The organism is Amnibacterium sp. CER49 (assembly GCF_029846255.1).
Classification (GTDB): Bacteria; Actinomycetota; Actinomycetes; order Actinomycetales; family Microbacteriaceae; genus Amnibacterium.
Genome location: NZ_JARVWQ010000001.1, coordinates 1,250,958 through 1,275,341 on the forward strand (window position 1 = coordinate 1,250,958; position 24,384 = coordinate 1,275,341).

27 protein-coding genes, 1 pseudogene and 1 riboswitch are annotated in these 24,384 nt (G+C 72.3%); of the genes and pseudogenes, 11 read left to right on the forward strand and 17 right to left on the reverse strand.

Going from position 1 to position 24,384, the window contains the following annotated elements:
- Window positions 1-7: 7 nt before the first annotated feature.
- Window positions 8-133, forward strand: a pseudogene (locus QDR37_RS06025) (SDR family oxidoreductase); the annotation flags it as partial.
- Window positions 134-176: 43 nt separating this feature from the next.
- Here the strand turns inward: QDR37_RS06025 and QDR37_RS06030 are convergent.
- The 4 genes from QDR37_RS06030 to QDR37_RS06045 form a co-directional block, all read right to left on the reverse strand.
- Window positions 177-791 carry a tryptophan-rich sensory protein gene (locus QDR37_RS06030; protein ID WP_279712704.1) on the reverse strand — a complete coding sequence of 205 codons (615 nt, stop codon included), beginning with the start codon at window positions 789-791 and terminating at the stop codon, window positions 177-179.
- A gap of 15 nt (window positions 792-806) precedes the next feature.
- Window positions 807-1,568, reverse strand: a complete 762-nt coding sequence (locus QDR37_RS06035) for a hypothetical protein (RefSeq protein ID WP_279712705.1) — start codon at window positions 1,566-1,568, stop codon at window positions 807-809.
- 81 nt (window positions 1,569-1,649) lie between these two features.
- Complete coding sequence (locus QDR37_RS06040) at window positions 1,650-2,096, reverse strand: hypothetical protein (RefSeq protein WP_279712706.1); 447 nt, start codon at window positions 2,094-2,096, stop codon at window positions 1,650-1,652.
- Window positions 2,097-2,211: 115 nt separating this feature from the next.
- Entirely contained in the window at window positions 2,212-2,361 is a 150-nt protein-coding gene (locus QDR37_RS06045) for a hypothetical protein (protein WP_279712707.1), read from the reverse strand.
- Window positions 2,362-2,569: 208 nt separating this feature from the next.
- Between QDR37_RS06045 and QDR37_RS06050 the strand changes: the two genes are divergently transcribed.
- From QDR37_RS06050 to QDR37_RS06065, 4 genes are all read left to right on the forward strand, one after another.
- Entirely contained in the window at window positions 2,570-3,013 is a 444-nt protein-coding gene (locus QDR37_RS06050) for a VOC family protein (RefSeq protein ID WP_279712708.1), read from the forward strand.
- 6 nt (window positions 3,014-3,019) lie between these two features.
- Window positions 3,020-3,661, forward strand: a complete 642-nt coding sequence (locus QDR37_RS06055) for a helix-turn-helix domain-containing protein (protein ID WP_279712709.1) — start codon at window positions 3,020-3,022, stop codon at window positions 3,659-3,661.
- Window positions 3,662-3,825: 164 nt separating this feature from the next.
- Entirely contained in the window at window positions 3,826-4,626 is an 801-nt protein-coding gene (locus tag QDR37_RS06060; RefSeq protein ID WP_279712711.1) for an alpha/beta hydrolase, read from the forward strand.
- Window positions 4,627-4,739: 113 nt separating this feature from the next.
- Window positions 4,740-5,180, forward strand: a complete 441-nt coding sequence (locus QDR37_RS06065; protein WP_279712712.1) for a VOC family protein — start codon at window positions 4,740-4,742, stop codon at window positions 5,178-5,180.
- Window positions 5,181-5,562: 382 nt separating this feature from the next.
- Here QDR37_RS06065 and QDR37_RS06070 read toward each other — a convergent pair whose 3' ends face one another.
- The 5 genes from QDR37_RS06070 to QDR37_RS06090 all read right to left on the reverse strand — a co-directional run bounded on the left by QDR37_RS06070 (window position 5,563) and on the right by QDR37_RS06090 (window position 9,735).
- On the reverse strand, window positions 5,563-6,015 hold the full coding sequence (locus QDR37_RS06070; RefSeq protein ID WP_279712713.1) for a MarR family transcriptional regulator: 453 nt from the start codon (window positions 6,013-6,015) through the stop codon (window positions 5,563-5,565).
- A gap of 185 nt (window positions 6,016-6,200) precedes the next feature.
- Entirely contained in the window at window positions 6,201-6,635 is a 435-nt protein-coding gene (locus tag QDR37_RS06075) for an SRPBCC family protein (RefSeq protein ID WP_279712714.1), read from the reverse strand.
- 153 nt (window positions 6,636-6,788) lie between these two features.
- Window positions 6,789-7,160, reverse strand: coding sequence for a cupin domain-containing protein (locus QDR37_RS06080; protein WP_279712715.1), 372 nt, complete (start codon window positions 7,158-7,160; stop codon window positions 6,789-6,791).
- A complete protein-coding gene (locus tag QDR37_RS06085; protein ID WP_279712716.1) occupies window positions 7,157-8,476 on the reverse strand; it encodes an amino acid permease in 1,320 nt (439 codons plus the stop codon). The genes QDR37_RS06080 and QDR37_RS06085 overlap by 4 nt, the downstream gene beginning before the upstream one ends.
- Window positions 8,477-8,499: 23 nt before the next feature.
- Window positions 8,500-9,735, reverse strand: a complete 1,236-nt coding sequence (locus QDR37_RS06090; RefSeq protein ID WP_279712717.1) for a citrate/2-methylcitrate synthase — start codon at window positions 9,733-9,735, stop codon at window positions 8,500-8,502.
- 83 nt (window positions 9,736-9,818) lie between these two features.
- Here QDR37_RS06090 and QDR37_RS06095 point away from each other — a divergent pair, with 83 nt between their 5' ends.
- Window positions 9,819-10,970 (forward strand): citrate/2-methylcitrate synthase, encoded by a 1,152-nt coding sequence (locus QDR37_RS06095; protein ID WP_279712718.1) that lies wholly within the window; start codon window positions 9,819-9,821, stop codon window positions 10,968-10,970.
- Window positions 10,971-11,043: 73 nt separating this feature from the next.
- Here QDR37_RS06095 and QDR37_RS06100 read toward each other — a convergent pair whose 3' ends face one another.
- Window positions 11,044-12,297: an MFS transporter gene (locus tag QDR37_RS06100; protein ID WP_279712719.1), complete on the reverse strand. Its 1,254-nt coding sequence runs from the start codon at window positions 12,295-12,297 to the stop codon at window positions 11,044-11,046.
- Between the two features lie 44 nt (window positions 12,298-12,341).
- Between QDR37_RS06100 and QDR37_RS06105 the strand changes: the two genes are divergently transcribed.
- Together QDR37_RS06105 and QDR37_RS06110 are read left to right on the forward strand one after the other, a co-directional pair.
- Window positions 12,342-12,731, forward strand: a complete 390-nt coding sequence (locus QDR37_RS06105) for a cupin domain-containing protein (protein WP_279712720.1) — start codon at window positions 12,342-12,344, stop codon at window positions 12,729-12,731.
- 221 nt (window positions 12,732-12,952) lie between these two features.
- Window positions 12,953-13,903: a hypothetical protein gene (locus QDR37_RS06110; protein WP_279712721.1), complete on the forward strand. Its 951-nt coding sequence runs from the start codon at window positions 12,953-12,955 to the stop codon at window positions 13,901-13,903.
- Here QDR37_RS06110 and QDR37_RS06115 read toward each other — a convergent pair.
- Window positions 13,815-14,516 (reverse strand): hypothetical protein, encoded by a 702-nt coding sequence (locus QDR37_RS06115; protein ID WP_279712722.1) that lies wholly within the window; start codon window positions 14,514-14,516, stop codon window positions 13,815-13,817. The genes QDR37_RS06110 and QDR37_RS06115 overlap by 89 nt on opposite strands.
- 205 nt (window positions 14,517-14,721) lie before the next feature.
- Window positions 14,722-15,294: a TetR/AcrR family transcriptional regulator gene (locus QDR37_RS06120; RefSeq protein ID WP_279712724.1), complete on the reverse strand. Its 573-nt coding sequence runs from the start codon at window positions 15,292-15,294 to the stop codon at window positions 14,722-14,724.
- Window positions 15,295-15,716: 422 nt separating this feature from the next.
- Between QDR37_RS06120 and QDR37_RS06125 the strand changes: the two genes are divergently transcribed.
- On the forward strand, window positions 15,717-16,403 hold the full coding sequence (locus tag QDR37_RS06125) for a phosphatase PAP2 family protein (protein ID WP_279712725.1): 687 nt from the start codon (window positions 15,717-15,719) through the stop codon (window positions 16,401-16,403).
- A gap of 219 nt (window positions 16,404-16,622) precedes the next feature.
- On the opposite strand, the gene chrA is transcribed toward QDR37_RS06125, so the two are convergent.
- From chrA to QDR37_RS06140, 3 genes are all read right to left on the reverse strand, one after another.
- Entirely contained in the window at window positions 16,623-18,008 is a 1,386-nt protein-coding gene (gene chrA, locus QDR37_RS06130) for a chromate efflux transporter (RefSeq protein ID WP_279712726.1), read from the reverse strand.
- A gap of 331 nt (window positions 18,009-18,339) precedes the next feature.
- Window positions 18,340-19,167, reverse strand: a complete 828-nt coding sequence (locus QDR37_RS06135) for a Cof-type HAD-IIB family hydrolase (RefSeq protein ID WP_279712727.1) — start codon at window positions 19,165-19,167, stop codon at window positions 18,340-18,342.
- A 399-nt stretch (window positions 19,168-19,566) separates the two neighbouring features.
- Entirely contained in the window at window positions 19,567-20,193 is a 627-nt protein-coding gene (locus QDR37_RS06140; RefSeq protein ID WP_279712729.1) for a GAF domain-containing protein, read from the reverse strand.
- A gap of 60 nt (window positions 20,194-20,253) precedes the next feature.
- On the opposite strand from QDR37_RS06140, the gene QDR37_RS06145 reads away from it, so the two are divergent.
- Both QDR37_RS06145 and QDR37_RS06150 read left to right on the forward strand, forming a co-directional pair.
- Window positions 20,254-20,730 carry a hypothetical protein gene (locus tag QDR37_RS06145; RefSeq protein WP_279712730.1) on the forward strand — a complete coding sequence of 159 codons (477 nt, stop codon included), beginning with the start codon at window positions 20,254-20,256 and terminating at the stop codon, window positions 20,728-20,730.
- 158 nt (window positions 20,731-20,888) lie between these two features.
- Window positions 20,889-20,963, reverse strand: a riboswitch (cyclic di-GMP riboswitch).
- Between the two features lie 218 nt (window positions 20,964-21,181).
- A complete protein-coding gene (locus QDR37_RS06150) occupies window positions 21,182-23,005 on the forward strand; it encodes a bifunctional diguanylate cyclase/phosphodiesterase (RefSeq protein WP_279712731.1) in 1,824 nt (607 codons plus the stop codon).
- A 105-nt stretch (window positions 23,006-23,110) separates the two neighbouring features.
- Here QDR37_RS06150 and QDR37_RS06155 read toward each other — a convergent pair whose 3' ends face one another.
- Window positions 23,111-23,887 carry a hypothetical protein gene (locus tag QDR37_RS06155; protein WP_279712732.1) on the reverse strand — a complete coding sequence of 259 codons (777 nt, stop codon included), beginning with the start codon at window positions 23,885-23,887 and terminating at the stop codon, window positions 23,111-23,113.
- Window positions 23,884-24,192, reverse strand: coding sequence for a helix-turn-helix transcriptional regulator (locus QDR37_RS06160; protein ID WP_279712734.1), 309 nt, complete (start codon window positions 24,190-24,192; stop codon window positions 23,884-23,886). The genes QDR37_RS06155 and QDR37_RS06160 overlap by 4 nt, the downstream gene beginning before the upstream one ends.
- Window positions 24,193-24,384: the final 192 nt, after the last annotated feature.

Consider the following 24,384-nt stretch of genomic DNA (forward strand, 5'->3'; position numbering starts at 1 on the left):
GCGTCGCCCGGCCGGACGCCGGGGCGAGGCCGAGGAGCTCGTCGGCGCCTGCGTCTTCCTCGCCTCGGACGCCGCGAGCTTCGTGCACGGCCACACCGTCTACGTCGACGGCGGGCTGACCGCCTCGCTCTGAGCACGCGCACGTCGGCTGCGCTCCGGCTCCGGCCTCCGAGACCTCAGCCGGCGGACAGGGAGCGCAGCACGGTATCGCCGAAGGAGAGCACCGTGCCGTAGAGCAGCCAGACGAGCACGCCCCCGAGGATCACGGTCGCCCACCGGCTCGCGCGCCAGGCCGACACGGCGGCCGCCAGCGTGGCGATGTCGAGCACGAGGAGGATCCCGAACACCACCCCGAGCAGCGCGCCGCGCACCGGCGCCTGCAGGGCGAAGGCGATCAGCCACACCGCCTGCAGGACGAGCTGCGTGAGGTGGAGGCGAAGGGCGGCCCGCACCTGACGGGTGAAGCCGGCCCGCCAGATCAACCAGCCGGCGATCGCGTCGGCGAAGTAGACCGCGGTCCACACGACGAGGAACACCCACACCCGGGGCTCGGCGGCCATCCGCGGGCCGGAGGTGAACCACTCGCTGATCAACGGGGTCGTGGTGGCCGCGCCGAGCAGCGACAGCAGCGCCGCCGCGGCGAGGAAGCGCAGCAGCACGGCACCGCTCGGTCGGTACGGCGCGTGCGGTGCGGCGTCGGCCAGGACGTACGAGTCACCGGCACCCGACAGGCCGGCCTCCGGTTCGACTCCCATCGCGACCATGGTGGCGGTCGGCGACACGTCCGTCATCCCCCCTCGGGGTGATCAGCGCCCCGAGGAGGGCAGCGTGCCGCCCGCGGCGGTGAGGCCGTCGAGGAAGCCGCTGCTGATGTCACCGGAGACGTCGACCGGCGTCCACCCGGCGGCGCCCGCGGGGTCCGCCTTCCCGCCCGGAGCGTCGGCGAGGTCGACGACGGGGACCACGACCGCCTTCCCCGACGCGGGCTTCGCCGACGTGGCGGGCTTCACGGGGTGCAGCGCGAGCCCGTCGACCACGAGCAGAGCCGGCAGGTAGAAGGGGGTGTAGAAGTGCGGGTCGCGGTTGCCCTGCACGGCGTGGATGGCCGCGGTCGGCGTCATCGCGCGCCAGTCGCGCACCTGCCGCAGATGCGTGAAGAACGCGGTCGCGGCGAGCGACGGCGTCATCCGGTTCGTCCGGCTGCCCCACCAGTGCTGCTGCTGGAACAGGCCGATCGAGTCGGCGATCGTGCCGTCGGGGTTGATCGCGCCGTCCCCGTAGGGCAGGTTCCGCAGGCCGGACTCCCCCATCGCGGCGGCCACGCCGAGCACGGCCGCGTCGCGACCGAGGTGCAGAGCGGTGGCCGCGCCGACGATCGCTTCCGCGTTCGCGAGCTGGTCGCCCGCATACCCCGCGATCGCGTGCGCCGTGTGACCTCGGGGCTTCGTCGTGTCGGCGTGCGCGGGTGTCGCCACGGCCACCTGCAGGGCGACGAGCGCGGCGGCGACCGTGACGGCGCGCACGACGCGGGGCCGGGATCCCCCGGTCGTGCCGCGCTTCGTCCGCATGCGCTCCCCGCTCGTCGTCGTCTGGACGCTATCCCGGCGCGCCTCCCACGTCCAGGGGCGCGGAGCTGCTACGGGCGGCGGCTAGCGAGCGGCGCGCCGGACGAGCTCGCGCAGGCGCTCCTCGGCCTCCGGCGTCCAGTCCGGCAGGGCGAACGACGTGGCCCAGAAGGCGCCGTCGTCGAGCGCGGCCTTGTCGCTGAACTCGACCTGCGCGTAGCGGGTGCGGAACTTCGCGGCCGGCTTCAGCCAGAACAGCACCTTGCCGTCCTTCGCGTAGGCGGGGAAGCCGTAGTACGTCTGCGGCACGAGCTCCGGCGCGGTCTCGGCGACGAGGGCGTGGAACGCCTCGGCCGAAGCCCGGTCGGACCCCGTCAGGGCGTCGATCCGCGTGCGCACCTCGCGCTCCCCGTCCTCCCGGCTCGCCTTGCCACGGCGAGCGGGCGACTTCAGCTCCGCCGCCCGGTCCTTGATCGCGGCGCGCTCCTCGGCACTGAAGCCGTCGTCCTCGGTCTGCTGTGTGGTCGTCATGCGGGCGAGCGTAGGAGGGGGCCTGGCGCGGCGCTTCTCCGATCCTGCTCGGTTCCGCGCCGGAGTCGCGCGTCCGGAGGCCCGTCGCGCGGCGAGCGCCGCGCCCACCGCGCCATCAGTCGTCGTCGAACGTCCACCGCTGACCGCAGCCGAGGCAGCGGCCGGACCATCGCCCCGGCGCTCCGGTGCGGTTCGTCGCGATGTCGATCCGCTCCCGGCCGCCGCAGTGCGGACAGGGCAGCAGCACGAACTCGTCGGACGACACGGGTCGCTCCTCGCCGCCGGCCATGGGGCGGTGCTCCGGGCGCCTGGGGGCGAACACGGGGAGCAGGGGCTGCGAGAACGGCCGCTACGAGGATTCTGCCACCGCCCGGGTCTCCGGCCGGCCGGGATCGCCCGACGGACCCTTGACGCGCTACTTGTTTTTTGCAAGTGTGGGCACGTCCCGATCAAGTCGACGCGAGGAGCGCCCCGTGACCACGATGTTCATCAACCTGCCGGTGACCGACCTGGAGCGCGCGAAGGCGTTCTACGAGGCCATCGGGTTCTCGATCAACCCGGCGTTCACCGACCACAACGCCGCCTGCATCGTGGTCGAGAAGGACCACAGCTACTTCATGATCCTGACCCGGGAGTTCTTCCAGTCGATGACCGAGCTGCCGATCGGCGACCCCGCGAAGAACCCCACCGCGGGCACGGCGATCTTCGTCGGCAGCCGTGAGGAGGTCGACGCCCGCGTCGCCGCCGGCGTGGCCGCGGGCGGCTCGGAGCCGGGACCGGCCTCGGACTACGGCTTCATGTACCAGCGCGGTCTCGCCGATCCGGACGGCAACGTGATCGACTTCGGCTGGATGGACCCGATCGCGGCCGAGCAGGGCCCCGAGGCGTTCATGCAGCAGCAGCAGCAGCAGGCCTGAGCACGGGTGGCCGCCCGCGATTACGGCCAGTACGACGGCGTCAGCCGCGCGCTCGAGCTCGTCGGCGAGCGCTGGGCGCTGCTGATCGTGCGAGACCTGATCGTCGGACCGCGGCGCTACGGCGAGCTCGCCGCGGGCCTCCCCCGCATCCCCAGCAACGTGCTGGCGGCACGGCTGAAGGAGCTGCAGGCCGCCGGGGTGCTCCGTCGGGCGCCGCATTCGCGGATCCCGGTCTACGAGCTCACTCCGTACGGTCGCGGCCTCGAGCCGATCGTGCTCGCGCTCGGCGCCTGGGGGTTCCGCGCACTCGGCGAGCCGCGGGAGGAGCAGGTCCTCACCCCGGACGCGCTCACGATCGCCCTGCGCAGCGCGTTCCGGCCGGCGGTCGCGGCGGCGCTGCCCGCGACCGCCTACGCGGCACGGCTCGGGGCGGCCGACCTGCTCATCCGCGTGACCGGCGACGTCCTCGCCGTGCAGCGGGGCGAGGGGCAGGCCGACCTCGCCTTCGCGACGGGACCCGGTATCCGGCTGCTGCTGTCGGGCGAGGTCCCGCCGGAGCGGGCCATCACGACCGGCCTGGTCCAGGTGCTGCGAGGGCCGTCCGAGCTGCTCGGGCGGTTCGCGAGCACGTTCCACCTCGCCGCCTGAGCCCCCTCCCGACCGCCGGCGACGTCCGACCAGCGCGGCGTGGAGCAACGGCACGACGGATCCGGCCATCAGCACGGTGCCGAGCGCGCCCAGCGGCGCCGAAGACGGCGGGGGCGCCCAGGAGACACCTGGGATCCTGCTGCCCTCGGCGGAAGGAGGGGCTCGTGCCGGATGCCCGCGGCACCGGAGGGGTCCGCCTCTGGCGCGCCTCGCTCCCGCACCGTCACCCGCGGCCCTCCCTCGTCCACCTGCCGGGCCTCGGGCCGCACTCGACGGGACGGACCGCCGGTCAGCGGCTGCTCCAGCGGATCGAGGTCCTCGGCCTGTCGACGACGTTCGACGTGTGGCTCGTCGCCCGCCGCGGGTTCGTCCCCGGGGGCACGACCATCGCCGACCTCGCGGACGAGCACGCCCGAGCGATCCGCTCCCGGTTCGCGCAGCCCGTCGACGTCGTCGGGGAGTCGACGGGCGGCAGCATCGCGCTCCGGCTCGCGATCGACCACCCGGACGTCGTGCGCCGCCTGGTGCTCGTGTCCGCGGCCGCGCACCTCGCGCGGCAGGGCGAGCGCGCGCAGGAGGAGGCCGCTGCGGAGGTGCGGGCCGGGCGCCGACGGCGGGCCGCCGCGACGATCCTGGAGACGACCACGCGGCGCCCGGCTCTGCGGGCGCTCCTCCGGGTCGCCGGCTACGCGCTCGGGCGGCTCGTCATCGGGCGCGACGATCGCGAGCTCGCCCGCCTCATCGACGCGGAGGACGGGTTCGACGTGGAGGAGGACCTCGGCCGGGTCGTCGCGCCGACCCTGCTGATCGGCGGCGCGGAGGACGGCTACTACTCCCCCGCGCTGCTCGCTCGGACGGCCGCCCGCATCCCCGAAGCGGAGCACCTCGAGCTGCCCGGCAAGGGGCACCTCAGCGCGATGGTCGACGCCGATGTGCGCCGGGCGATCCGCGCGCACCTCCGGTGACGCCTCCGCTCGGCCGTCTCGGGGTACCGCGCGAGGAGGGGCGGAACGGGCGCGATGCGCGCGCCCGCCGCGCGGGACGATAGGACGAGGGGAACAGGCGCAGGAGGGGCGGCATGGCGGGGATCCAGCGGTTCGACCACGTCGGCATCACCGTCGGCGACCTCGACGCGGTGACCGCGTTCTTCGTCGATCTCGGTTTCGAGGTCGACGGTCGGATGCCGCTCGAGGGCGAGTTCCTCGACACCGTCGTCGGCATCCCCGGCGCCCGCACCGAGCTCGCCGTGCTGCGACTCCCGGGCGGCGGCACGGCCCTCGAGCTGACGAGGTTCCTCGAACCGGGCCCGACACCCGCCCCGCCGCCGGCCGGGCACGACCTGCAGGGCATCCGGAACGTCTCGTTCGAGGTGGAGGGACTCGACACGCTGGTCGACCGGCTGACCGCGAACGGTTTCAGCCTGCTCGGCGGCATCGGCGAGTGGGCGGGCGTGTGGCGCATGGCCTCCGTACGAGGTCCCGAGGGGATCCTCGTCAACCTCGCCGAACGGATCGGCTGACCGCCCCTCGAGGCGCCGGTGCACCCGAACTGGGGATGAGGACAGACTGGTCGTTCTGTCCCCGTGCGCCTACGCTTGATGCAGGCGGTCACCCACCGCCCGCGAAGCCCCCACTTCGCCGCACGACCGGTCCGGCCCCCGACAGACCGCAGCCCGAACACCTACCCGCTAGGTCTTCGACGGCGCCGCCCGGCGAGATCCCCCCACTCGCCGGCGGCGCCTCTCCCTCTCGTCAGCACCGCTGAACGACTGCGACTCGAGGTCGGCCTGATCTCCCTCGCGAGGGGTGACCGCGGCACGCGGGTGTCGTACTTCCTCGTGCGCACGGTCGGTGCACCTCGGTTCGTGCCCCTCCTGCCGCGGCTGAGCCGAGCCGTTGCGCTCAGCGGCCCCGCAGGCGACGAGCGACCTCGGCGGTGCGCAGCAGACGGTCGGTGAACCCCCGGTCGGCGAGATCCGGGGCCGCCTCGATCAGCCTGAGCATGAAGGCGTGGTACTGCTCGATGACCGAGCGGCGGACGGCCTCGCCGGCGTCGGTCAGGCCGATGAGGACGCTCCGGCGGTCGTCGGGGTTGAGCTCCCGGCGCACGAGGCCGGCCTGCACGAAGCGGTCGATCATCGCGGTGACCGACCCCGAGGTGAGCGAGAGCTCCTGCCCGATGGGCTTGGGTGTGATGCGGCCGGCGCGGCCGATCATGACGAGGGCGCTCAGCTCCGTCGGCGAGAGGTCGGCCTCGCGCGCGTAGTCGTCCCGCACATGCCGGCTCTCGACGACGACGGCGCGGAGCGCGTCGCCGAGCCGCCGAGCCGCCTGCAGCTGCTCATCAGTCGTCATGGTCTGTTCGCTCTCGGTGTGCCCGATCGCTCGAAACTATTCTGATCAGGAGTTCTGCTCGAGACCTCGCGTCCGCTCTCACTGCAGATTGCCGGGATGCGGGCCGAGCCCCTGAACGACGACCGACGCGGCCGATCAGCCCCTCGGCGCCCCCATCCTCGGATCCGGCCACGCGGGACCGGAGGTCAACCTGCCATGGCCCCAGGGAGGTTGCGGATCGCGTCCGCCTCCTTGGTCACCTGCTTGGCGATCATCCCGGACAGGAGTCGCATCAGGCCCGTGGGGACGAGGTCGAGCGTGAAGGTCACCTGCGTCGTCGACGGGCTCGTGGCGGTGAGCGTGAACGAACCGGTCGGCCGCGCGGGCCCCGCGACGACCTCGAAGTCGAGGCGGCCCGGGCGCTCGGAACGCGTGATGCGGTAGTCGCCCTGGATCGGCCGGCCACCGGGCCCGCTCATCGTCTGGGCCCAGACCGAACCGACGGACGCGCCGTCGCCCGCGGCGAGGCGGACGTCTCGCACGTCGGGGCGCCACCTCGGCTCGTTCATGCCGTCCGCGAGGAACGCGAACACGTCCTCGATCGGCCTCTCGACGGTCACCGTCTGCTGCGCGTGCGCCATTGCGATCTCCCTGGTCCGCACCACCGTATTGCCCGACCGGGGTCGGCCGGTCGCGAGTCGCTCGCGGGCTCCCGCGCGCGACCCGGCACGAGGTGATGGAGAAGCCACACGCCTCATCCGAGCCGCTGCCGCGGTGCCGCTCGGCCTCGGTCGTCACCGAGGATGGCCGCCGCCGTAGCTCCAGGCGGGCTTTCCGCCTGCCGCGTTGGAGGTGATCGAGGTGCCGACGATGAGGAATCGCGCCTCGTGGGCGCTCGTGGGGCAGTGCTCGACACCCCGCGGCACGACGAAGAGGCCGCCCGGCGTCAGCACGACGTCCCGATCCCGCAGCTGAACGGTGAGCGCGCCCTCGAGCAGCACGAACACCTCGTCCTGATCCTCGTGGGCGTGCCATCGGGTGGATCCGGCACCCTTCGCGACCTTGAAGAGGCTCCCGTTCGCCTCGCCGACGACCTCCTGCGACCAGTACTCCTCCAGCGCGCCGGCGACGGCGCGGAGATCCACGGGGTGCTCTCGGGCGTTCATCTCGGTGTCCCTTCCGTGGTGGCGCCCGGAACGGCCCGCACCCGTCGATCGCGGCGCCGCCGTCTGCCGAGCTGAACCAGTCCTGCGAGCGCGCAGAGGATCACCGGAACCGCGAGGGCGGCACCGGCGATCAGCACGAGCGCCGCGACGAGGATGCTCGCCAGGACCGCCGTCCACCAGGCCGGGCTTCGTCGAGGCAGCAGTCGTACGGCGGCGGCCATCCCACCCCCGTAGACGAGGACGTTCGAGGCCGTCTGCCCCAGCACGAAGGGCTGGACGTCGAAGTCGGCTCCGGCGAGCACGAGGAAGTAGGCGCACGACAGCACGCCGACCGCGGCGAGGCTGCGGCGCGGAATCGCGTTCCTGGTCGATCGCACCGCGAGCCACCGCGGCAGGTCCCCCTCCAGGGCCAGGGCCGCGCCCAGATTGGCGAACGCCGCCAGGTAGGTGCTCAGCACGCCCACCACGACGAGCACCGCGACCGCGGATGTGAGCGGACCGGCCAGCCGTCCCCATGCTCCGCTGACGATCTCCAGCAGCGCGATGTCGGATCGTCCGGCGCTCGATCCGAGCACGCCGATGGTGACTGCTTGCAGCGCGAGGTATGCCCCGCCCGTCACGAGGAGTGCGATCGCCGTCGCTGCCGGCACCGTGGTCCGCGGTCGCCGGAACTCGCCCGCCAGGTGCGTCACGGCCTCCCATCCCGCGAACGCCCACACGTTGAGGCTGATACCGATCGCGACGCCGCTCCACGAGTGCGGCAGGAACGGCGTCCATCGAGCGGGCCGCATCTGCGGGAGCGCGGCGATGACGACCCAGGCCACGATCGCCAGGAGCGCCGCCGTCAGCACGAGCTGCGCCGCCGAGCTCACCCGCACGCCAAACCAGTTGAGCACGAGCGGCGCGACGAGCAGGACGACCGCGACGAGCGGACGGAGCGGCTGCAACCCGGGGAGGAGGGCGCAGAGGTAGCCCGCTCCGAACCACCCGACGAGCATCGGTCCGAGGCCGACGCCGAAGAAGAACAGGTACCCCGCTGCGCGCGCCGGAAGGGAGCCGAAGGCTCGACGGAGGAAGGACGCGACGCCCCCTGCGTCCGGGTAGCGGGCAGCGAGCGCTGCGAAGGTCGCCGCCAGGGGGATCGACAGCGCGAGCATCGCTGTGACGGACAGGATCGCTGCGGGCCCCGCCGCTCGGACGGTGAGCGACGGCAGCACGAGGACCCCCGAGCCGAACACCGAGGCGACGTAGAGCGCGCTGGCGCGGACCACGCCGACGCCACCCCGTGGTGGAGTCGTGGCGTCCGCCGCATCCATCTCCTCAGCATACATACTAGTCGTTACAGAGTAGGCTCCGACGGGTCGGGGCCCGTGTACCGCCCGCGAGGACGGAGCCGCAGCGGCGGTGCCTCGTACTCGGCCATCGCGTTGGCCATCCACCCGGCGATCCGACCGAGTGCGAAGACGACGGCCCCGGCATCGCTCGGCAGTCCCGAGGCGACGACGAGGGTCGCCAACGCGAAGTCGATGTTCGGCAGCAGACCGAGGTCCGCCATCACGGCCTCCACCGCACGGCTGACCCCGAGCACGGGCTGGACATCCGGCAGATCCGCGACCAGAGCCTGCAGGGCGCGTGCCCTGGGATCGCCGTCGGGGTACAGCGGGTGCCCGAATCCGGGGACGCCCCTCCCCCGGCGCCGCAGCTGGTCCCGGATCGCGCGGTCGGGAGAGACGCCACGAAGGACGGCGCGAAGCAGCTCGGCCGACTCACGGCTCGCGTTGCCGTGCAAGGGCGAGTCGAACGCCCCGAGGGCAGCGCTGATCACCGCGTAGCCGGGCGCCCGAGCCGATGCGGCGACCCGCGCGGCGAACGTCGAGATCGCCAGATCGTGATCGATCGACAGCACCAGTGCCGCGTTCAGGGCCGCGAGGTGGCCGTCCCGCGGGGGACCGGGCGCGAGCGCACCCCAGAGGAGCCCGGCGATGCTCGTCCCGTCGATCGGAGCCGACGCGAGGGCACGGGGGATGCCCGCCGTGAGGATCTCGCCGATCTCCGCGAGGCGCCCGGGCGAGATGTCGTCGCGCAGCGGGTCGGCACACGCGAGGCCGTGCACAGCGACGGCGACTCGATCGAGCAGCGTCGCCGTGGGCGGCAACGCCTGCACCAGGCGCCGCGCCGGGGCGACGAACGAGTCGGAGCAGCGCAGCGTGCGGCCCGGTTCCATCGCTTCGCCCCAGATCCAGGCCGCGACGGCGTCGTAGGAGCAGGTGGTGGCGAGCTCCGCAGCGCGGCGGCCACGGTAGAACAGTTCGCCGCTGTCGATGAGCGCGACATCGGTGTCCACGACCATGAGCGGCGTCCCGGGCGACGCCGCCGGCGAGGTCGGAGCGCTCGGGGGACGCCGGGCACGGCGCTCGGCGAACCGCTCGACCTCCATCGCGTCGAATCGGGATCCGGTGCTGGTGCGGGTTCGCCGCAGGAGACCGCGTGAGACGTAGGCGTAGAGGGTCTCCTGCTTGATGCCGAGGCGCGCCGCCGCCTGTGCGGCGGAGAGCTCGGGAAGGGGGTCGAGCATCTTGATCCGATCAACGTTGACATCAACAGCGCTGCTCCTGAGACTGACGGCACCGGGCCGCGGGCACAAGGAACGGAGGCGGAATGGTGCAGATCAGTCGGATGGACGACGCGTTGATCGAGGTTCCGCGCGGACTCACCAACGTGGCCGTGGTCGACACGGCCATCAGCGACGTGCACGGCCGTGAGGGCTACTACCAGTACCGGGAGCACTCGGCGACCGCGCTCGCTCGCGGGGCCACCCTCGAGCAGGTCTGGTTCCTCTTCCTCCACGGGCGGCTACCGACCGCCGATGAGGAAGCAGCGTTCGTCGCGGAGCTGGCAGCCCTGCGAGCCGAGGTCGACGTCGAAGCGCTGGTCGAGCAGCTCGCCGGTGGGAGCGCACGGCTCGATGCGGTCCATGCGCTGAAGGCGGCGTGGCCGCTGGTCGCGTCCGGTCGCGGCATGCGCCCGGTCTACGACCTCGACGAGCAGGAACGGCGCCGCGACGCGCTCCTGCTCACCGCGATGGTTCCCGGGTTCCTCGCGACGCTCTCGCGGCGGCAGCGACGACTCCCTCCGCTCGCGTCACCGAAGGACCACGGCACCGTGGCCGGCTACCTCACGCAGGTGACCGGAGCCGAGCCGACCCCCGAGGCCGAGCACGCATTGACCGCCTATCTGATCGCGGTGATGGATCACGGCCTGAACGCCTCGACGTTCACCGCCCGGGTCATCACCTCGACCGGGGCCGACGTGGCATCCGCCCTGACGGGCGCGCTCGGGTCGCTGTCCGGCCCGCTGCACGGAGGCGCACCCTCCCGCGTGCTGGACTCCCTCGACCAGATCCCGTCGCCGGAGGCGATCGAGCCCTGGATCAGCGCGGAACTGGCAGCCGGGCGCCGCCTGATGGGTTTCGGCCACGCGGTGTACCGCACCGCGGATCCACGTTCGCAGCTGCTGCGAGCGGAGGCGCAAGCCCTCGGCGGACCGCGGGTGGACCTCGCCCTCCGGTTCGAGGCCACGGCCGAGCGCCTGCTCGAAGCCGCCAAGCCGGGACGCGGCCTGCACGCGAACGTGGAGTTCTACGCCTCCATCGTCATGGAGCGGGTCGGGATCGCACGTGAGCTGTTCACCCCGACGTTCGCACTGGCTCGCGCCATAGGTTGGAGCGCGCACATCCTCGAGCAGGCGGCCGACTCGAAGATCTTCAGGCCGGCTGCGCGCTACATCGGGCCGCCCGTCAGCGACGACTGAGCAGCATCCACGCGCCCGCCCGCCGGCATCCGCGCATCCGTCCGAGCAGCGACGGCCGTCTCTCGACGCGTCGCTACTGCGCTCCGCCGACCCCCGCACCGGCCGCGGATCGCTGAGCGACGAGGGGCATGAGGAGCCCAGCGGCGAGGAAGAGCAGCGCGAGCAGCCACCACCCGGGCGCCCCGAGCGTGACGCAGAGGAAGGTGAGGATCGCCGGGGCGAAGGCGCGGCTGAGGCCCATGCCGAGCGAGAAGACCGCCTGGTACTCGGCGGCGGCGTGCTCGGGTGCCATGCCGTACGCGAGACCGAACTGACCCGGGGCGTGCTGGAGCTCTCCGAACGACAGGACGGTCATCGCGAGCACGAGCATCAGCACGGCACCCGCGGGCGGCACGCCTCCGGTCGACGAGAAGACGATCGCGGCAGCGGCAAGCGTGAGCGCTGCACGGCGGAACGAGCGGGCAGCGCCGCGGACGGTGTCGGAACCTCTCGAGAAGCGGACCTGAAGCGTGGCGACCAGCACCGTGTTGAGCAGCAGGAGGAGCGCCGCCAGCCAGTGCGGGGCACTCGTCCGCGTCACGACCCACAGCGGCAGCACGAAGCCCGACACCCCGAACTCGAGATCCAGCACGCCGTCCAGGGTCGCGGCGGCCACGTAGGCGCGGTCGCGGATCGCGACCCACCGACGACCCGCGGGCGCCACCGCCACGCGCTGCAGCGTGGTCCGAGCCACCAGGACGCCGGCGAGAGCGAACGTCACCGCGTCGAGCACGATCAGGACGTCGTACGCACCGAGCGAGCCGATACCGATGAGCACCGCCGCGAGGGCCGCCCCGAGCGCGATCGCCACGTTCATCAGGGCGTGCAGCCGTGCACGGAAGCGCACGGCCGTCGCACCGCCGATCGCGCGGACGAGCGCGCTGCGGATCGCCTGCGCCGCGCTGTCCGCTGACGCGGCGATCGTCGCCAGCAGGACGAACAGCAGGAACGAGTGCACGAAGACGAACACGACGTAGCACGCGGCCTGCGTCATCGTCAGCGCCAGGTAGAAGCCCCGGGCCCCGTGCCGATCCGCGAGGCGAGCGAGCCGCACCCCGGCCGGAAGGGCGACGAGACCCGCGAACGCCAGGCCCAGGCCGATGAGCGGGAGCGGCAGTCCGACGGCCCGATGGAAGAAGAGCGCGCCTCCGGCGAGCCACAACCCGCTCCCGAACGAGTCCACCGTCGCGGAGGCGAGGACGAGCCCGATGTCCCGTGTCGCCGACGGCCTTCCGCCTGAGCGCTCGTCGCGCACTCCCCGGGCCACCGCCGCCTCGTCGCTCACCATGTCCCCTTCGGCCGGCTGTAACTACTGGTATGTACAGTAGTCGCATGAAGGAGTCGAAGGAACAGAGGGCGGGCTCACCCCTCGTCGTGAGCCGCACCACCGCGAAGGCGGAGCAGTGGGCCGCCGGGTGCCTCGCCTGGCGCCTCGTCACCGAAGACGCGCTCGCCGTCGCGGAGGAGGCGATGGCTCCGGGGACGCAGGAGGCGTGGCATGTCCATGACCGCACCACCCAGTACTTCCACGTGCTCGCCGGCGAGCTGGATGTGCGCACGGCTGACGGCGTCCGGTCGCTCGGCCCCGGCGAAGGCCTCGTCGTGCGTCCGGGGCAGCCGCACCAGGCCGCTGTCACGGCGAGCGCCGGTGCCACGTTCCTCGTGATCAGCGCTCCCTCCTCCTCCGGCGATCGCCGCGCGGTCGCCGCTCCGAGCTCCTGAGGGAAGTGGCGCGGGTGAACGAGCAGCGGAACGTGCTCGTGCTCGGGGGCACGGGATGGGTGGGCGGTGAGATCGCCCGCCAGGCGTGCTCACGCGGCGCTCGGGTCACCTGCCTCGCCCGGGGCGTCACGGGCGCTCCACCCGCCTAGGCGACCTTCGTCCCCTCGGACCGGGGGCGACCGGACGCCTACGAGGCCGTTGCCGGGCAGGAGTGGGACGAGGTGATCGAGCTCTCCTGGCAGCCCCGCTTCGTGCGCGAGGCCGTGGCGGTGCTGGCGGGCTCCGCGCGCCACTGGACCTACATCTCGTCGCGCAGCGTCTACGCGCGCCAGGACCTCCCTCTCGCGTCCGAGGCCGCCGAACCGCACGCCCCTCTGGACGCGGACGAAGCGGATGCGCTCGAGTACGGTCCCGCCAAAGCGGCTTGCGAGGCGCTGTCCGTCGCCGCCCTGGCCGGCCGACTGCTCCGTGTGCGCCCCGGGCTCATCGGTGGTCCGGGCGACCCCACCGGTCGCTCCACGTACTGGGTGACGCGAGCCGCGCTCGCACCGACGCGACCGATGCTCGCACCGAAGCCGGCGGGGGCACCGACCCAGATCATCGACGTACGTGACCTGGCTGCCTGGCTGCTCGCCGCGGGTGCCGACGGTCTCACCGGGGCGTTCAACGCCGTCGGGCCGACGATGGCGCTCGCGGATTGGATCGCGCTCTCCCGGCTCGTCGGACGGCACCGGTCATGGATCGAGTGGGCCGACCCGGAGCTCCTGCTCGCTTCCGGCGTCGAGCAGTTCGCGGGCGACCGGTCGCTGCCTCTCTGGATCGCGGAACCGAGCCTTCGATGCTTCTTCCTGCGGGACGGATCCGCCGCGGAGCGACAGGGGCTTCGACACCGGCCGCGCGTCCAGATGCTCACCGACGCGCTGGTCCGGGCCGGCGCGCACCAGCCCGCCGCACCCGGTCCAGCCCTGACCCTCGAGCAGGAGCAGGGCATCCTGCAGCAGCTCGCCGCGTGGCGGGAACACGGTGCCGACAAGGTCCCCCGGGCTCCGCGGCGTGAGACGGGCCAGTCCCGCAGGGCCCTCGTCAGCCGCGAGGACTCCCCGGCGCGGGCCGGCTCGAGGCGCGCACCGTCAGGCGCGGCAGAGTCCAGTGCACGATCGGGCCGATCGTGAGGGCGTAGAGGAGCGTGCCCGGCCCCACCGGACCGCCCCACAGCGTGCCGGAGAGGATCCACCCGACGAGCAGGACCGTCACCTCGATGCAGGTCCTGACCGTCCGCACGCTGCCGACTCCCCGGGCGACGAGTCCGGTCATCAGACCGTCGCGAGCCCCGGGCCCGAGGCCGGCCCCGATGTAGAGCGCGCCCGCGAGCCCGTTCAGCAGGACGCCCGCGACGAGGAACGAGACGCGCACCAGCATGGGCGCCGGCGCCGGGATCCACGCCAGGGTCGCCGACGTCGCGAGCCCGATGAGGAGCACGTTGGCGAGGGTTCCGATGCCGGGACGCTGCCGCATCGGGATCCAGGCCAGCAGGACGACGACCGAGACGGCGATGATCAGCAGGCCGAGGTCGATGTGGAGCAGGTGGTTCAGGCCGAGGTGGAAGACGTCCCACGGGTCGACGCCGAGCTGGGCGCGGATCATGAGCCCCATCGAGAACCCGTACAGCGCGAGACCGACGAGCAGCTGGCCGAATCGGCGCGGGCGGTCACCGCGCGGGACCGGCAGCACGACCCGACGGAGACCCCGGGCGCTCGGATGGCGCTCCGGCAGCCCGTGCGCCATCGGATCTCCTGCGTACTCAGGCACGAGCACGCAGGAACGCGGGACGCCGAGAGTCCGCGTCGGTGAGGACCGGCGTCGGAACCGGCCCGATCCCCGGCGATGCCACGAGCAGGTGGCCTCGCTGCGGAACGGGTCGCCTGAGCACGGGCAGGTCGCAGCAGGCCGGCAGCGAGCTGGAGCACTGGGTCGCGAGCATCGCCGCGTCTCAGCGCTGCGGTCTGCGGTACGCCGCCAGCAGAGCGAGTGCGCCGTCGACGGCCTCGTCGAACCGTGCCGGCTCGTGGGCCGCTCGGGCGAGCACGTAGCCACCCTGCACCACGGCGACCAGCGCGGTCGCGACCTGCTGCGCGGGCAGCTCGGGGCTGAACTCACCAGCGCGCCGGCCCTCCTCGAGGACGTCACGCATCGCGCTGGCGAGCCAGCTGAACATCTCCTCGAGGGGCTCGGAGGCCGGCTCGCTGGCGAAGATCTCGGGATCGAGGGTCATGCGGCCGACCGGACAGCCCTTCAGCACGTCGCGATCCCGGCGGAGGTAGCCGCTGATGCGCTCGTACGCCGAGCCGGGCCCCAGCAGGTCGGCGGCGATCTGCTGCTTCATGACCTCGGCGGTGCGCTCCATCGCCGCTTGGGCGAGGTCGCTCTTGCCGCGGAAGAAGTGGTACATGCTGCCCTGCCCCACCTGGGCGCGCTCGAGGATCGCCGCCGGGCTGGTGCCCACGTACCCGCGCTCCCACAGCAGCTCGCGGGTGCTCTCGACAAGGCGCTCTCGTGTGTCCACCCCTCCAGCATACATAACAGTCGTTACACTCGGGCAGCGCGGGACGGTGAGTCTCAGCACGTCGTGCCCCGTCCGGGTCCGACGGCGGGATCGGGCGGCGGCGGCGGACGACCGAGGGCGGGCGAACGATCCGATCTCCGCTTCTCCGCGAACCTGATCCGAACCGCGGCGCGGTAGCGTCGTGCCGGGGAGCGTCGCTGTCGGGCGGCCCTGCCGGGTTCGAATCCCGGGCTCTCCACGACCAGACGCGGGACCGAGCTCCCGTGCGGGCACGGTCCGAGTGACGCCGGGAGGCGGTGCTGCGACCAGGCACGGCGCGTGTCGACGGTGATCGCAGTGCAGGATCAGTGCCGAGTCCATACCCTTCGGGCGTGCCGGCTCTGCTCCGGAGCCGTCCGCCCCGGCTCCACCCTCACGCCCTCATGATCGTGTTGGCGGCCTTCGCGCTCGCATCGTGCTGGCTGGCTGCGGTGCACCTCGGCCTGACGTCGTCGCTTCCCGGCACCCGGATGGACACCGTCTGGGCGCGCCGGATCGCCGCGCAGCACACGGCTCCTCGCGACGTGCTCGCTCAGACGCTCGCGATCCTCGGCGGATTCCCCATCGGGGCCCTCCTCGACCTGGGCCTCGCCGCGGTCGTCGCGCTGCTCCGCGGCGTGCCGGCGGGAGCGACCGTCGTCGTGGCCTGCGCCTTCAGCGAGGGCAACGTGCTCCTGCTGAAGTGCCTCTCCCTCCGCCCGTCGCCGAGCGGCGCGCTCTACCTCGGCTTCCTCGGCTCCTTCCCCTCCGGCCATACGGCCAACACGGCGGTCCTCGCCGTCTCCATCGGCCTGCTGTGGGGCGAGCCGCTGATCTGGGCCGCCGGGTTCGCATCCGTCGTCCTCATGGCGCTCGATCGCACCTACCTCGAGGCCCACTGGCTGACCGACACCCTCGCCGGAGCGATCGTGGGATCGGCGGCGGCGATCTTCGCCAAGTACTGCGTCGAACCGGTGCTGATCCACCCGCGCCGAGGTCCGCTGCGGGCGACGGTGCACCACGGCGAGCGACGACGGCCCGACTGGCACGAGGGAGACCTCACGGTTCCGGAGCCCCACGGGGCACGATGAGGCTCCGGCCCCTGATGGGGCGCCTCACGGTCCCCGGTCGGTGCGATCGAGGGCGGCGAGAGCCGAGTCCGTGACCAGCAGCTCAGCCGGGGCCGGTGGCGATGGCGCCATTCAGCGCGAGCAGGTGACGCCTGCGCCCCGCCAGGGTCACGGCTGCCGCCGACGCTCCGGCGCTGAGCGACGGCGGCGGTGCGAGCATGCGGCTCCCGGGGCGGCCCGTCACCGCAGCAACGTCGCGACCAGCCCGGCGGCGGCACAGGCGCCGAGGACCCGGAGCGTCGACCAGCGCCGCCAGAAGAGCAGGAGCAGTGCAAGCGCGGCGATGCCGAACGCCAAGGGGTCCCACGAGGCGATGTCGGGCACCTCGATCAGGACGGGGCCCGCGCTGACCGGGCGGACGTCCGCGAACAGGGTGTGCAGGGCGAAGTACAGAGCGAGGTTCGCGATCACGCCGACCACCGCGGCCGTGATGCCGTTGAGCACGGCGGTGAGATGGCGGTTGTGGCGCAACCGCTCGACGTAGGGCGCACCAAGGAGGATGAACAGGAACGACGGCACGAACGTCACCCAGGTGGTGAGCAGGGAACCGACGATCATGCCGACCCACGGGTCCAATGGGGCCGGCGACCGGAACGCGCCGAGCCCGCCGACCCACTGCGTGACCATGATCAGCGGGCCCGGTGTCGTCTCCGCCAGCGCGAGCCCGTGCACCATCTCGCTCGAGGTCAGCCAGCCGTGGACCTGCACCGCCTGCTGGGCCACGAACGCGAGCACCGCGTACGCGCCCCCGAAGGTCACCACCGCGGCGCCGGCGAAGAAGAGCCCCTCGTCGACGTACACGCTGCCCGGGCCGAGGAGGACCGCTGCGAGCAGCACCGGAGCGAACCACGCCCCCACTCCGACCCCGAGGACGCGGAGGGTCCGCACGAGCGACGGGCGGGCCTGATGGAGGGCGTCGTCGCTGATCAACGGCGCGGCACCGGCTTCCACGCTGCGCCCCTCGACGTCGGCGAGTGCCGGGATGTACCGCGCGAGCACCCACCCGGTGGCTCCCGCAGCGGCGACGACGAGAGGGAACGGCACGCGGAACACCGTGAGGGCGAGGAAGGACAGGACCGCCACCACGACCAGCGCCGGACGGGTCAGCGCTCGCCGGCCCACTCGGTGCACCGCTTGCAGCACGATCGCGATGACGGCCGGTGCCAACCCGGCGAACAGGCCCACGACCACCGCGGTGTCGCCCGCGGCGAGCGTGAGCACGGTGAGCGCCAGAAGAGCCACCAGGCCCGGCAGCACGAACAGGACCCCCGCGATCAGACCGCCGCGCGTGCCGTTCAGCAGCCATCCGGTGTAGACCGCCAGCTGCTGCGCCTCCGGTCCCGGCAGCAGCATGCAGTAGTTCAGCGCGTGCAGGAATCGCCGCTGCCCGATCCAGCGCCGCTCATCGACCAGAGCGCGCTGCATCACCGCGATCTGCCCGGCCGGACCGCCGAAGGTCTGCAGCGAGATCCGGAACCAGGCCGCGGTCGCCTCCCGTAGCGGGACGACGTCCGCGCTCTCCGGTGGGTCCTTCCGGACCGCGTCGCCGAAGGCTCCCCCGGTCACACCGGCTCCCTGCCGAGAAGCGGACGCCCGCGGGCGGAGCCGACCGTGACGTCGGGCAGCGGAGCCGAGGCAGATCGGGCGAAGCGCCGTCTCGAAGGTCTGGCCCGCACCCTCGTCACTGTAGAAGTGGACGGAGCCCGCAGCCTTCCCCAGTCGGAGGCGAGATGGACCTGGTGAAGGGCGCGGGGCGGATGCCGGCCGACCGGACGGCTCTCACCTCGCGGCGAACCGTGTCCGCTCACCTCGTCGAGGGCCGCGGAGCCGCGCCTCCCGCCTCTGGTCGATCGTCCCTGATGGTTCCGGCCTGACGGACCGGGGGGGGAGCGCGGGGTCATACCCCGAGCAGCCGCCGCAGCGTGGTCACGACGCCGTGCTCGGTGTTCGCCGGCGCGACATAGCGCGCCCGGCGCAGCACGTCGGGGTGTGCGTTCGCCATCGCGAACGAGTAGTCCGCCGCGTCGAGCATCTCCAGGTCGTTCAGGTAGTCCCCGAACGCCGCGGTCTGCGCCGAGCCGATGCGGAGCGTCGCCTGCAGAGCGCGGACAGCCGCCCCCTTGTCGACGTCGCGCGCCATCACGTCCACCCATAGCGCGTTGGAGACCACCACCTGGTGCGTGGTGCGGAGGTCGGCCAGTTGGACGGCGGCGCCGTGCTCCGAGCCCTCGAAGTCGAGCATCGCGAGTTTGATGACATCGTCCCCGGTGGCGAGCACGTCCTCGACGATCTGCAGGTTGGCGTAGTAGCGCTTCGCTTCAGCGAGGAACCGGGCGTCGGACCGCTCCGTGTAGGCAGCCCGCTTCCCGCAGACGACCGTGCCCATGTCACGGCCGGCGTGCGCATACGCGCGCATCCGGTTCACGACCACGGCGACGGTCGTGCTGTCCAAGGGGCTGCTGCTCAGCTCCCGGCCGTCCTGCACCACGAAGGTGCCGTTCTCGGCGATGAACGGCATCCCCTCGGCCACCGGGGCGAAGAGCCGGTGCAGCGTCGCGTACTGGCGGCCGCTCGCGGGCGAGAACACGACCCCCACGGACCGCATCGCGTGGATGAGCGACCAGAAGTCGTCCGGAATGCGGCCCTCGCCATCGAGCAGGGTCCCGTCCATATCGGCGACGACCAGTCGAAGATCGGGGGCGGTCGGGAGGTCGGCGATCGGCACGGCCGCCCATCCTGTCAGGACAGCCGAGCACACCTGCTCGCAGTGGCGCGTCTCGACCGGGAGTCCAGTCGGCTGCCGCAGACGTCCGGGTCGGCCGGCCGACAGGATCGATGGCTGTCACGGCCGGCCTGATCGGGGCGACAGGGGCTTCGGATCGAGCGCACGCATCTGCACGTCCGTGGCTGTTCGAGGAATCCGTTCAGGCGGCGCGGCCCCGAGATCACGTCGTGCGGTGCTGCGGGTGACGACGCCGGTACGGCGAAGCGTGTGCAGGCGAAGACCCGCCGGTCGCACCCCGGCTGGGGCGGTGGAGAGCGTCACGTCGGCACGCTGCACTCCCCCGGCAGCGACGAGGCCTGGTCGCGCGCGTGCCCCGGCGGTTCGACGAAGAACCTTGCCTCACTCGACCGCCGCAGCCTCCTGCCACAGCTCGCGCTGGATCTCGATCGCGAAGTGCTGCAGAAGGCGGAGATCGAAGTCCTGGGCTGCGTGCGGCTGGTCGTCGAGAACGCAGAGCGCGCCGACGCGATACCCGTCTCTCGACTCGATGGGAACGCCTGCGTAGAAGCGCACCCCGTACTCGAGCATCGGAGCGGGGCTGCGCGGATCCGTGGTGAGGTCCTCGATCACGAGCGCATCGTCCTGTTGCACGGTCCGCGCGCAGAGGGCGAGGGAGCGAGGGATCACGCGGTCGGGCAGGTTGATCGCGGACTTGTACCACTGGCTCTCGCCGTCGATCAATGTGACCGCCGCGTAGCGCGTGCCGAAGGCGAGCTTCGCCATTCGGGTCAGCTGATCGATGCGAGGGTTCCGCTCGCGTCGCAGCGCGAGTTCATCCAACGCCGCCTGCCGGTCCTGCCCCGCCTCGATGATCCCTCGTGCCGATCGAGGCGAGGTGGCCAGTCCGCGTGCGGACACCCCGTTGAGCGCCGGGGTCATCACAGCCGCAAGGTCGCCTGCGAGCCCCTGGATCCGTTGCGCTGCTCCCCGCGACATCGCCTCCGCGCGGTACCCCATGTCCGGCATGACGTAGGGCAGTCCTCGAGACGCGCAGACCTCTGCCGTGATCTCGTTCAGCTGGAGGGCATGCCGGTCGATGAGATCGCCGAGGAAGCCGGACGAGTGCAGCGAGCGCTGCACGGGTGGAATACCGAGCACGACGAGGACGGACGCGCGGTCACGGGTGCGGTCGACCTCGTCGAGCAGCGCCTCGAGTCCGAACCGCCAGTGCCGCGCAGGAAGCAGCCGGAGCGCGTCGGTGGCACCGACGGTGAGCACGATCCCGTCGTAGCGGTGCAGCCCGAGGTCGCCGACCCAGCCTCGGGCTCGCTCGGCCGTGATGCCCCGGCGCCCCGCGACATCCACCACTGCCCCTCGACCCGTCCGAACGGCGAGGGAGCGAGCGAGCTGGCCCGGCAGCGCCAGTCGGAACGACGTCACGCCGAACCCGATCGCCGCGCCGTTCCCCACGATCAGCACGTGATCGGCGTTCGGGCCGACAGCCCGTTGGCGCGGCTCGTCGACCGGATGCGGAAGCGAGTCGAGCTCTCCCTGCACCCGTGAGACCCAGGTCCAGGCGAGCGGACGGAGCAGACCGCGGAGAGCGGTCCGGGCGCTGCGGAACCCCGCTTCGGCGGGCACCGGGCCGGAGCGCAGGAGGTCGGCTGCGCGCGCAGGAGCGCGCGCGTGATCGCGCGGGAGCGGCATTGGAAGCTTTCTCGTTCGGTAACCCGGCTGACCGCGTGGGTCCCGTGGCTTTGCGTCCCCGGCTCGCACCGGGTTTGCCGTTTCGGGTGAGGCTGACGATGCGCTCAAGACCAGCGAGCGAGTTGCCCGTGGAGTTGCGGCGAATCGGGCGGAACGCTAATGCTGGCTCTCCTAGCCGGCATGCCGCCACTCCGGGCGCCTGTGGATCGCAGGAGGTCGTTGCGCAGATGGAGCCCTCGGCCGATCTTCTCGCGCAGGCGATCGCCGTGCCCGCCGCCTCGCTGATCACGGACACGCCAGCACGATGATGGCCCAGGGGGAAGCGCAGGCAGCTCTTCGTGAGGTCGAGGCGCAGCGGGATGCCACCACGTCGCTGCTCGCCGTCGCCGAACGTCTCGGGCGGGCAACGGACGGCCCCGACCTCGCGACCACCATGGCTCGCGCCATCCAGGACATGGTCGGTTCCGATCGAGCCGCTGTCGCGATCTGGGACGAGGAGGCCGACCGGCTTCGGATCGCCGCGGTCAGCGGCATGCCGGAGCACCTGATCGAGGCCGCCCTGAACTACGAACTCGCTCCTGCCGACTCAGCGGAGCTCACGGAGCAGCTCCGAAAACCCCGTGTGCGTCTCACGACGCCGGAGTCCTCCGAATGGGCTGCCGGCGCCCTCGCCGCCTTCGAGAACAAGGCGTTCGTGTCGATGCCGGTGCTCATCGCCGGCGCGGTGCGGGGCGTACTGCTGGCCTACTGGTCCGAGTCGCCCGCCCCGGAGGCGGTCACACCCGAGCTCGAGCAGCAACTGGCCGGGCTCGCGGGACTCATGACCGTGGCGCTGGAAGCGGTCCGGCTGCTGGAGCGTGCGCGACGCAGCGCCGAGGTCGACGGCCTCACCGGGCTGCTGTCCCGGGCGGCACTCGAGCGGGCGCTCGCGACCGCCCTCGTCGAGCGTGGTCCCGGCGAAGACGTCGCTGTCCTGTTCGCCGACGTCGACCGCTTCAAGCGCATCAACGACGCCCTGGGTCACGTCGCCGGGGACGAGGTGCTGCGAGCGGTCGCCACGGTCCTCCGTTCCGCGGTACGTCCTCGGGACCTGGTGGCGCGGGTGGGCGGCGACGAGCTCGTCGTCCTCCTGCCGCACCTGAGCGATCTCGGCCAGGCGGAGCAGGTGCGAGACCGCATCCACGAACTTCTCAACGCACCCCTGGTCGTCGCCGAGCAGCCGGTTTTCGTGCGCCTCTCCATCGGAATGGCGTCGTCGGCGAACGTCGACATGACGAGGGATCCGTCCGCGGTGGCGATCGAGCTGCTCCGACGAGCGGATACGGCGATGTACGAGATCAAGCGTCACCGCGGCCCCCTGCCGGTGCCGGGACGCGGCATCGATCTGCTCCGGCTCGACACCGAGCTGCATGGTGCTGTGCAGCGCGGGGAGATCGAGACCTACTTCCAGCCCATCGTGGAGGCGGGCACGCGCCGGGTGGTCGCTCACGAGGCGCTCGTGCGCTGGGCGCACCCGCGCTACGGACTCCTTCGGCCGGACCAGTTCCTGCCGCTCGCGGAGGAGAACGGCACCATCGACGCCATCGAGCGCGCCGTGATCGCCGACGCCTGCGCCTTCTGCGCGCGAGCCCACACGCTCGCCCCCGGAATCTCGATCAACGTCTCACGGCGCCACCTCATGCGCGACGACTTCACTCGCCACCTCATCGACGCCGTGCAGCGGCAGGCCGTTGCCGCCGGTCACCTCACCGTCGAGGTGACCGAGTCGCACCTCGTCACCGATCTCCCGCTGCTTCGGCGGGAACTCGACCTGATCCGCGCAGCAGGGATCGGGGTGGCCATCGACGACTTCGGCACGGGGTACTCGTCGCTCTCGCAGCTGCAGGACCTCCCGGTGTCGCAGTTGAAGATCGACCGCACGTTCGTCCACCACGGCGGCGAGGTCGGCCGGAGCCTGATCCGCGTCATCGTCGACCTGGCCCGCAACCTCGGGCTTCAGGTCGTGGCCGAGGGTGTGCAGACCGTGGAGCAGGCGGCGATGCTCGAGGGCGCCGGATGCGACCGGCTCCAGGGCTATCTGTTCGGCGCCCCGATGCCCGCAACGCAGACCCTGTCACGGCTCGGACTCTGACTCTCTCAGCGCCGGAACGACAACTGCGCTCGCGTCACACGAACCGAGTCAGGGTCACGGTCGCCGCGGGACCGAGCGTCGCATCAGGGGCTGCATCCCCTCGCTTCAGCTCGCCGCGCTCGTGCTGAGCGCGGCCAGGAGGCTGTTCCGGCGAGCAGCCGCTACGGCCAGCAGACCGATCGCGAAGACTGCTGCGATGGCGCCGTCGGCGATGCCGGCTCCCGTTCCCGTGGTGGTGGAGAGCAACGCAGTCGCACCATCGGGCAGACCTCGAACCACCGCAGCGACACCGAAGGCGATCGCTCCTGTGGTGGCAACCAGCGGCCATGGAACGTGCCAGGTGGGTCCTTTGAGGGTCGTGCGTCGCGCGACGGCGAGCAGGAGCGCGGCGAGGAGACCGAGCACCCCCACGGCGACGCGACCTTCGACGATCTCGCCCCAGTGGTGGAGGGCGGCCGCGGCGCTGCAGCTGGACCCGCGCGGGGCGTAGCGCAGGTACTCGGCGCAACGCCAGGCTCGGTAGGTCACGCCGTAGCGGTCGCCGGCGACGAACACGGGGCCGAGGGTGTCGCCGAGGATCTCAGCCACTGCACCGGCGAGGCCGACTGCGACCGCCATGATGGCGCCGAGTGCCCAAGCGCCCGTCACCAGCGGCGCCCAACCCGTCCCGTGTGCGCGACCGATCCGCCGAGCGAATACGACCGGATCGCCGAACTTCGCGACCGCGTCGGCTTCGGCCTGCTCACGCGTCGCGCCCCGCTCGGTGGCAGCCGCGGTCGCCTGACGGAGGTGGTCCTCCGCTTCCAGGAGCGCACGACGCCCGACCGCGCCCGTGCCGGCCAGGTGCGCGAACGCGACGTCGAGGAACTCGTCGATGCTCATAGTGCGAACCGCTCGACTGCGGCCGCAAAGGTGCGCCACTCCGCTCGCTGCGCGGAGAGGGCCGTGTGCCCGGCGTCAGTGAGGACGTACACGCGGCGTCGGCGCGCCTGCGACTCGTCCCAGCCGCTCGACACCAGGCCGAGCCGCTCGAGTCGGTGCAGGGCCGGGTACACGGTGCCCTCGGGCAGGTCGAACCGTCCGTCCGACCCGTCGCGCATCGCGCCGATCAGCGCGTAGCCGTGCGCGCTTCCCGTCCTCGCGAGGGCGGCCAGGACGAGGAGCTCCAGATGGCCTCGAAGATCCATACCTAGATGGTCTAGGTATGTGCGCTCCAGCGTCAAGCCTTCACATCAAGCACGTCGCGCCACTTCGGATGCTGATGCACGGGGCCCGGGCGCTGACGCCGGCGCATGCCCCGGTGGTGGCCGGGGCCAATGGTCCAGGGGACGGGACGGAGCGCTGCTTGTGCGATCTCGGCGTGCCGACGTCGATCGGGT

What these genes read in the sequence shown, in the direction of transcription:
- QDR37_RS06065 (WP_279712712.1), top strand. Translation starts at nt 4,740, where the DNA reads ATGGCGGGGATCCAGCGGTTCGACCACGTCGGCATCACCGTCGGCGAC.
- QDR37_RS06035 (WP_279712705.1), bottom strand. Translation starts at nt 1,568, where the DNA reads ATGCGGACGAAGCGCGGCACGACCGGGGGATCCCGGCCCCGCGTCGTG.
- QDR37_RS06080 (WP_279712715.1), bottom strand. Translation starts at nt 7,160, where the DNA reads ATGAACGCCCGAGAGCACCCCGTGGATCTCCGCGCCGTCGCCGGCGCG.
- QDR37_RS06070 (WP_279712713.1), bottom strand. Translation starts at nt 6,015, where the DNA reads ATGACGACTGATGAGCAGCTGCAGGCGGCTCGGCGGCTCGGCGACGCG.
- QDR37_RS06155 (WP_279712732.1), bottom strand. Translation starts at nt 23,887, where the DNA reads ATGAGCATCGACGAGTTCCTCGACGTCGCGTTCGCGCACCTGGCCGGC.
- QDR37_RS06075 (WP_279712714.1), bottom strand. Translation starts at nt 6,635, where the DNA reads ATGGCGCACGCGCAGCAGACGGTGACCGTCGAGAGGCCGATCGAGGAC.
- QDR37_RS06140 (WP_279712729.1), bottom strand. Translation starts at nt 20,193, where the DNA reads ATGCCGGACATGGGGTACCGCGCGGAGGCGATGTCGCGGGGAGCAGCG.
- QDR37_RS06125 (WP_279712725.1), top strand. Translation starts at nt 15,717, where the DNA reads ATGATCGTGTTGGCGGCCTTCGCGCTCGCATCGTGCTGGCTGGCTGCG.
- QDR37_RS06105 (WP_279712720.1), top strand. Translation starts at nt 12,342, where the DNA reads ATGAAGGAGTCGAAGGAACAGAGGGCGGGCTCACCCCTCGTCGTGAGC.
- QDR37_RS06100 (WP_279712719.1), bottom strand. Translation starts at nt 12,297, where the DNA reads ATGGTGAGCGACGAGGCGGCGGTGGCCCGGGGAGTGCGCGACGAGCGC.
- QDR37_RS06095 (WP_279712718.1), top strand. Translation starts at nt 9,819, where the DNA reads ATGGTGCAGATCAGTCGGATGGACGACGCGTTGATCGAGGTTCCGCGC.
- QDR37_RS06160 (WP_279712734.1), bottom strand. Translation starts at nt 24,192, where the DNA reads ATGGATCTTCGAGGCCATCTGGAGCTCCTCGTCCTGGCCGCCCTCGCG.
- QDR37_RS06090 (WP_279712717.1), bottom strand. Translation starts at nt 9,735, where the DNA reads ATGCTCGACCCCCTTCCCGAGCTCTCCGCCGCACAGGCGGCGGCGCGC.
- QDR37_RS06040 (WP_279712706.1), bottom strand. Translation starts at nt 2,096, where the DNA reads ATGACGACCACACAGCAGACCGAGGACGACGGCTTCAGTGCCGAGGAG.
- QDR37_RS06150 (WP_279712731.1), top strand. Translation starts at nt 21,182, where the DNA reads ATGGCCCAGGGGGAAGCGCAGGCAGCTCTTCGTGAGGTCGAGGCGCAG.
- QDR37_RS06115 (WP_279712722.1), bottom strand. Translation starts at nt 14,516, where the DNA reads ATGGCGCACGGGCTGCCGGAGCGCCATCCGAGCGCCCGGGGTCTCCGT.
- QDR37_RS06145 (WP_279712730.1), top strand. Translation starts at nt 20,254, where the DNA reads ATGCCGGTCGATGAGATCGCCGAGGAAGCCGGACGAGTGCAGCGAGCG.
- QDR37_RS06030 (WP_279712704.1), bottom strand. Translation starts at nt 791, where the DNA reads ATGACGGACGTGTCGCCGACCGCCACCATGGTCGCGATGGGAGTCGAA.
- QDR37_RS06085 (WP_279712716.1), bottom strand. Translation starts at nt 8,476, where the DNA reads ATGGATGCGGCGGACGCCACGACTCCACCACGGGGTGGCGTCGGCGTG.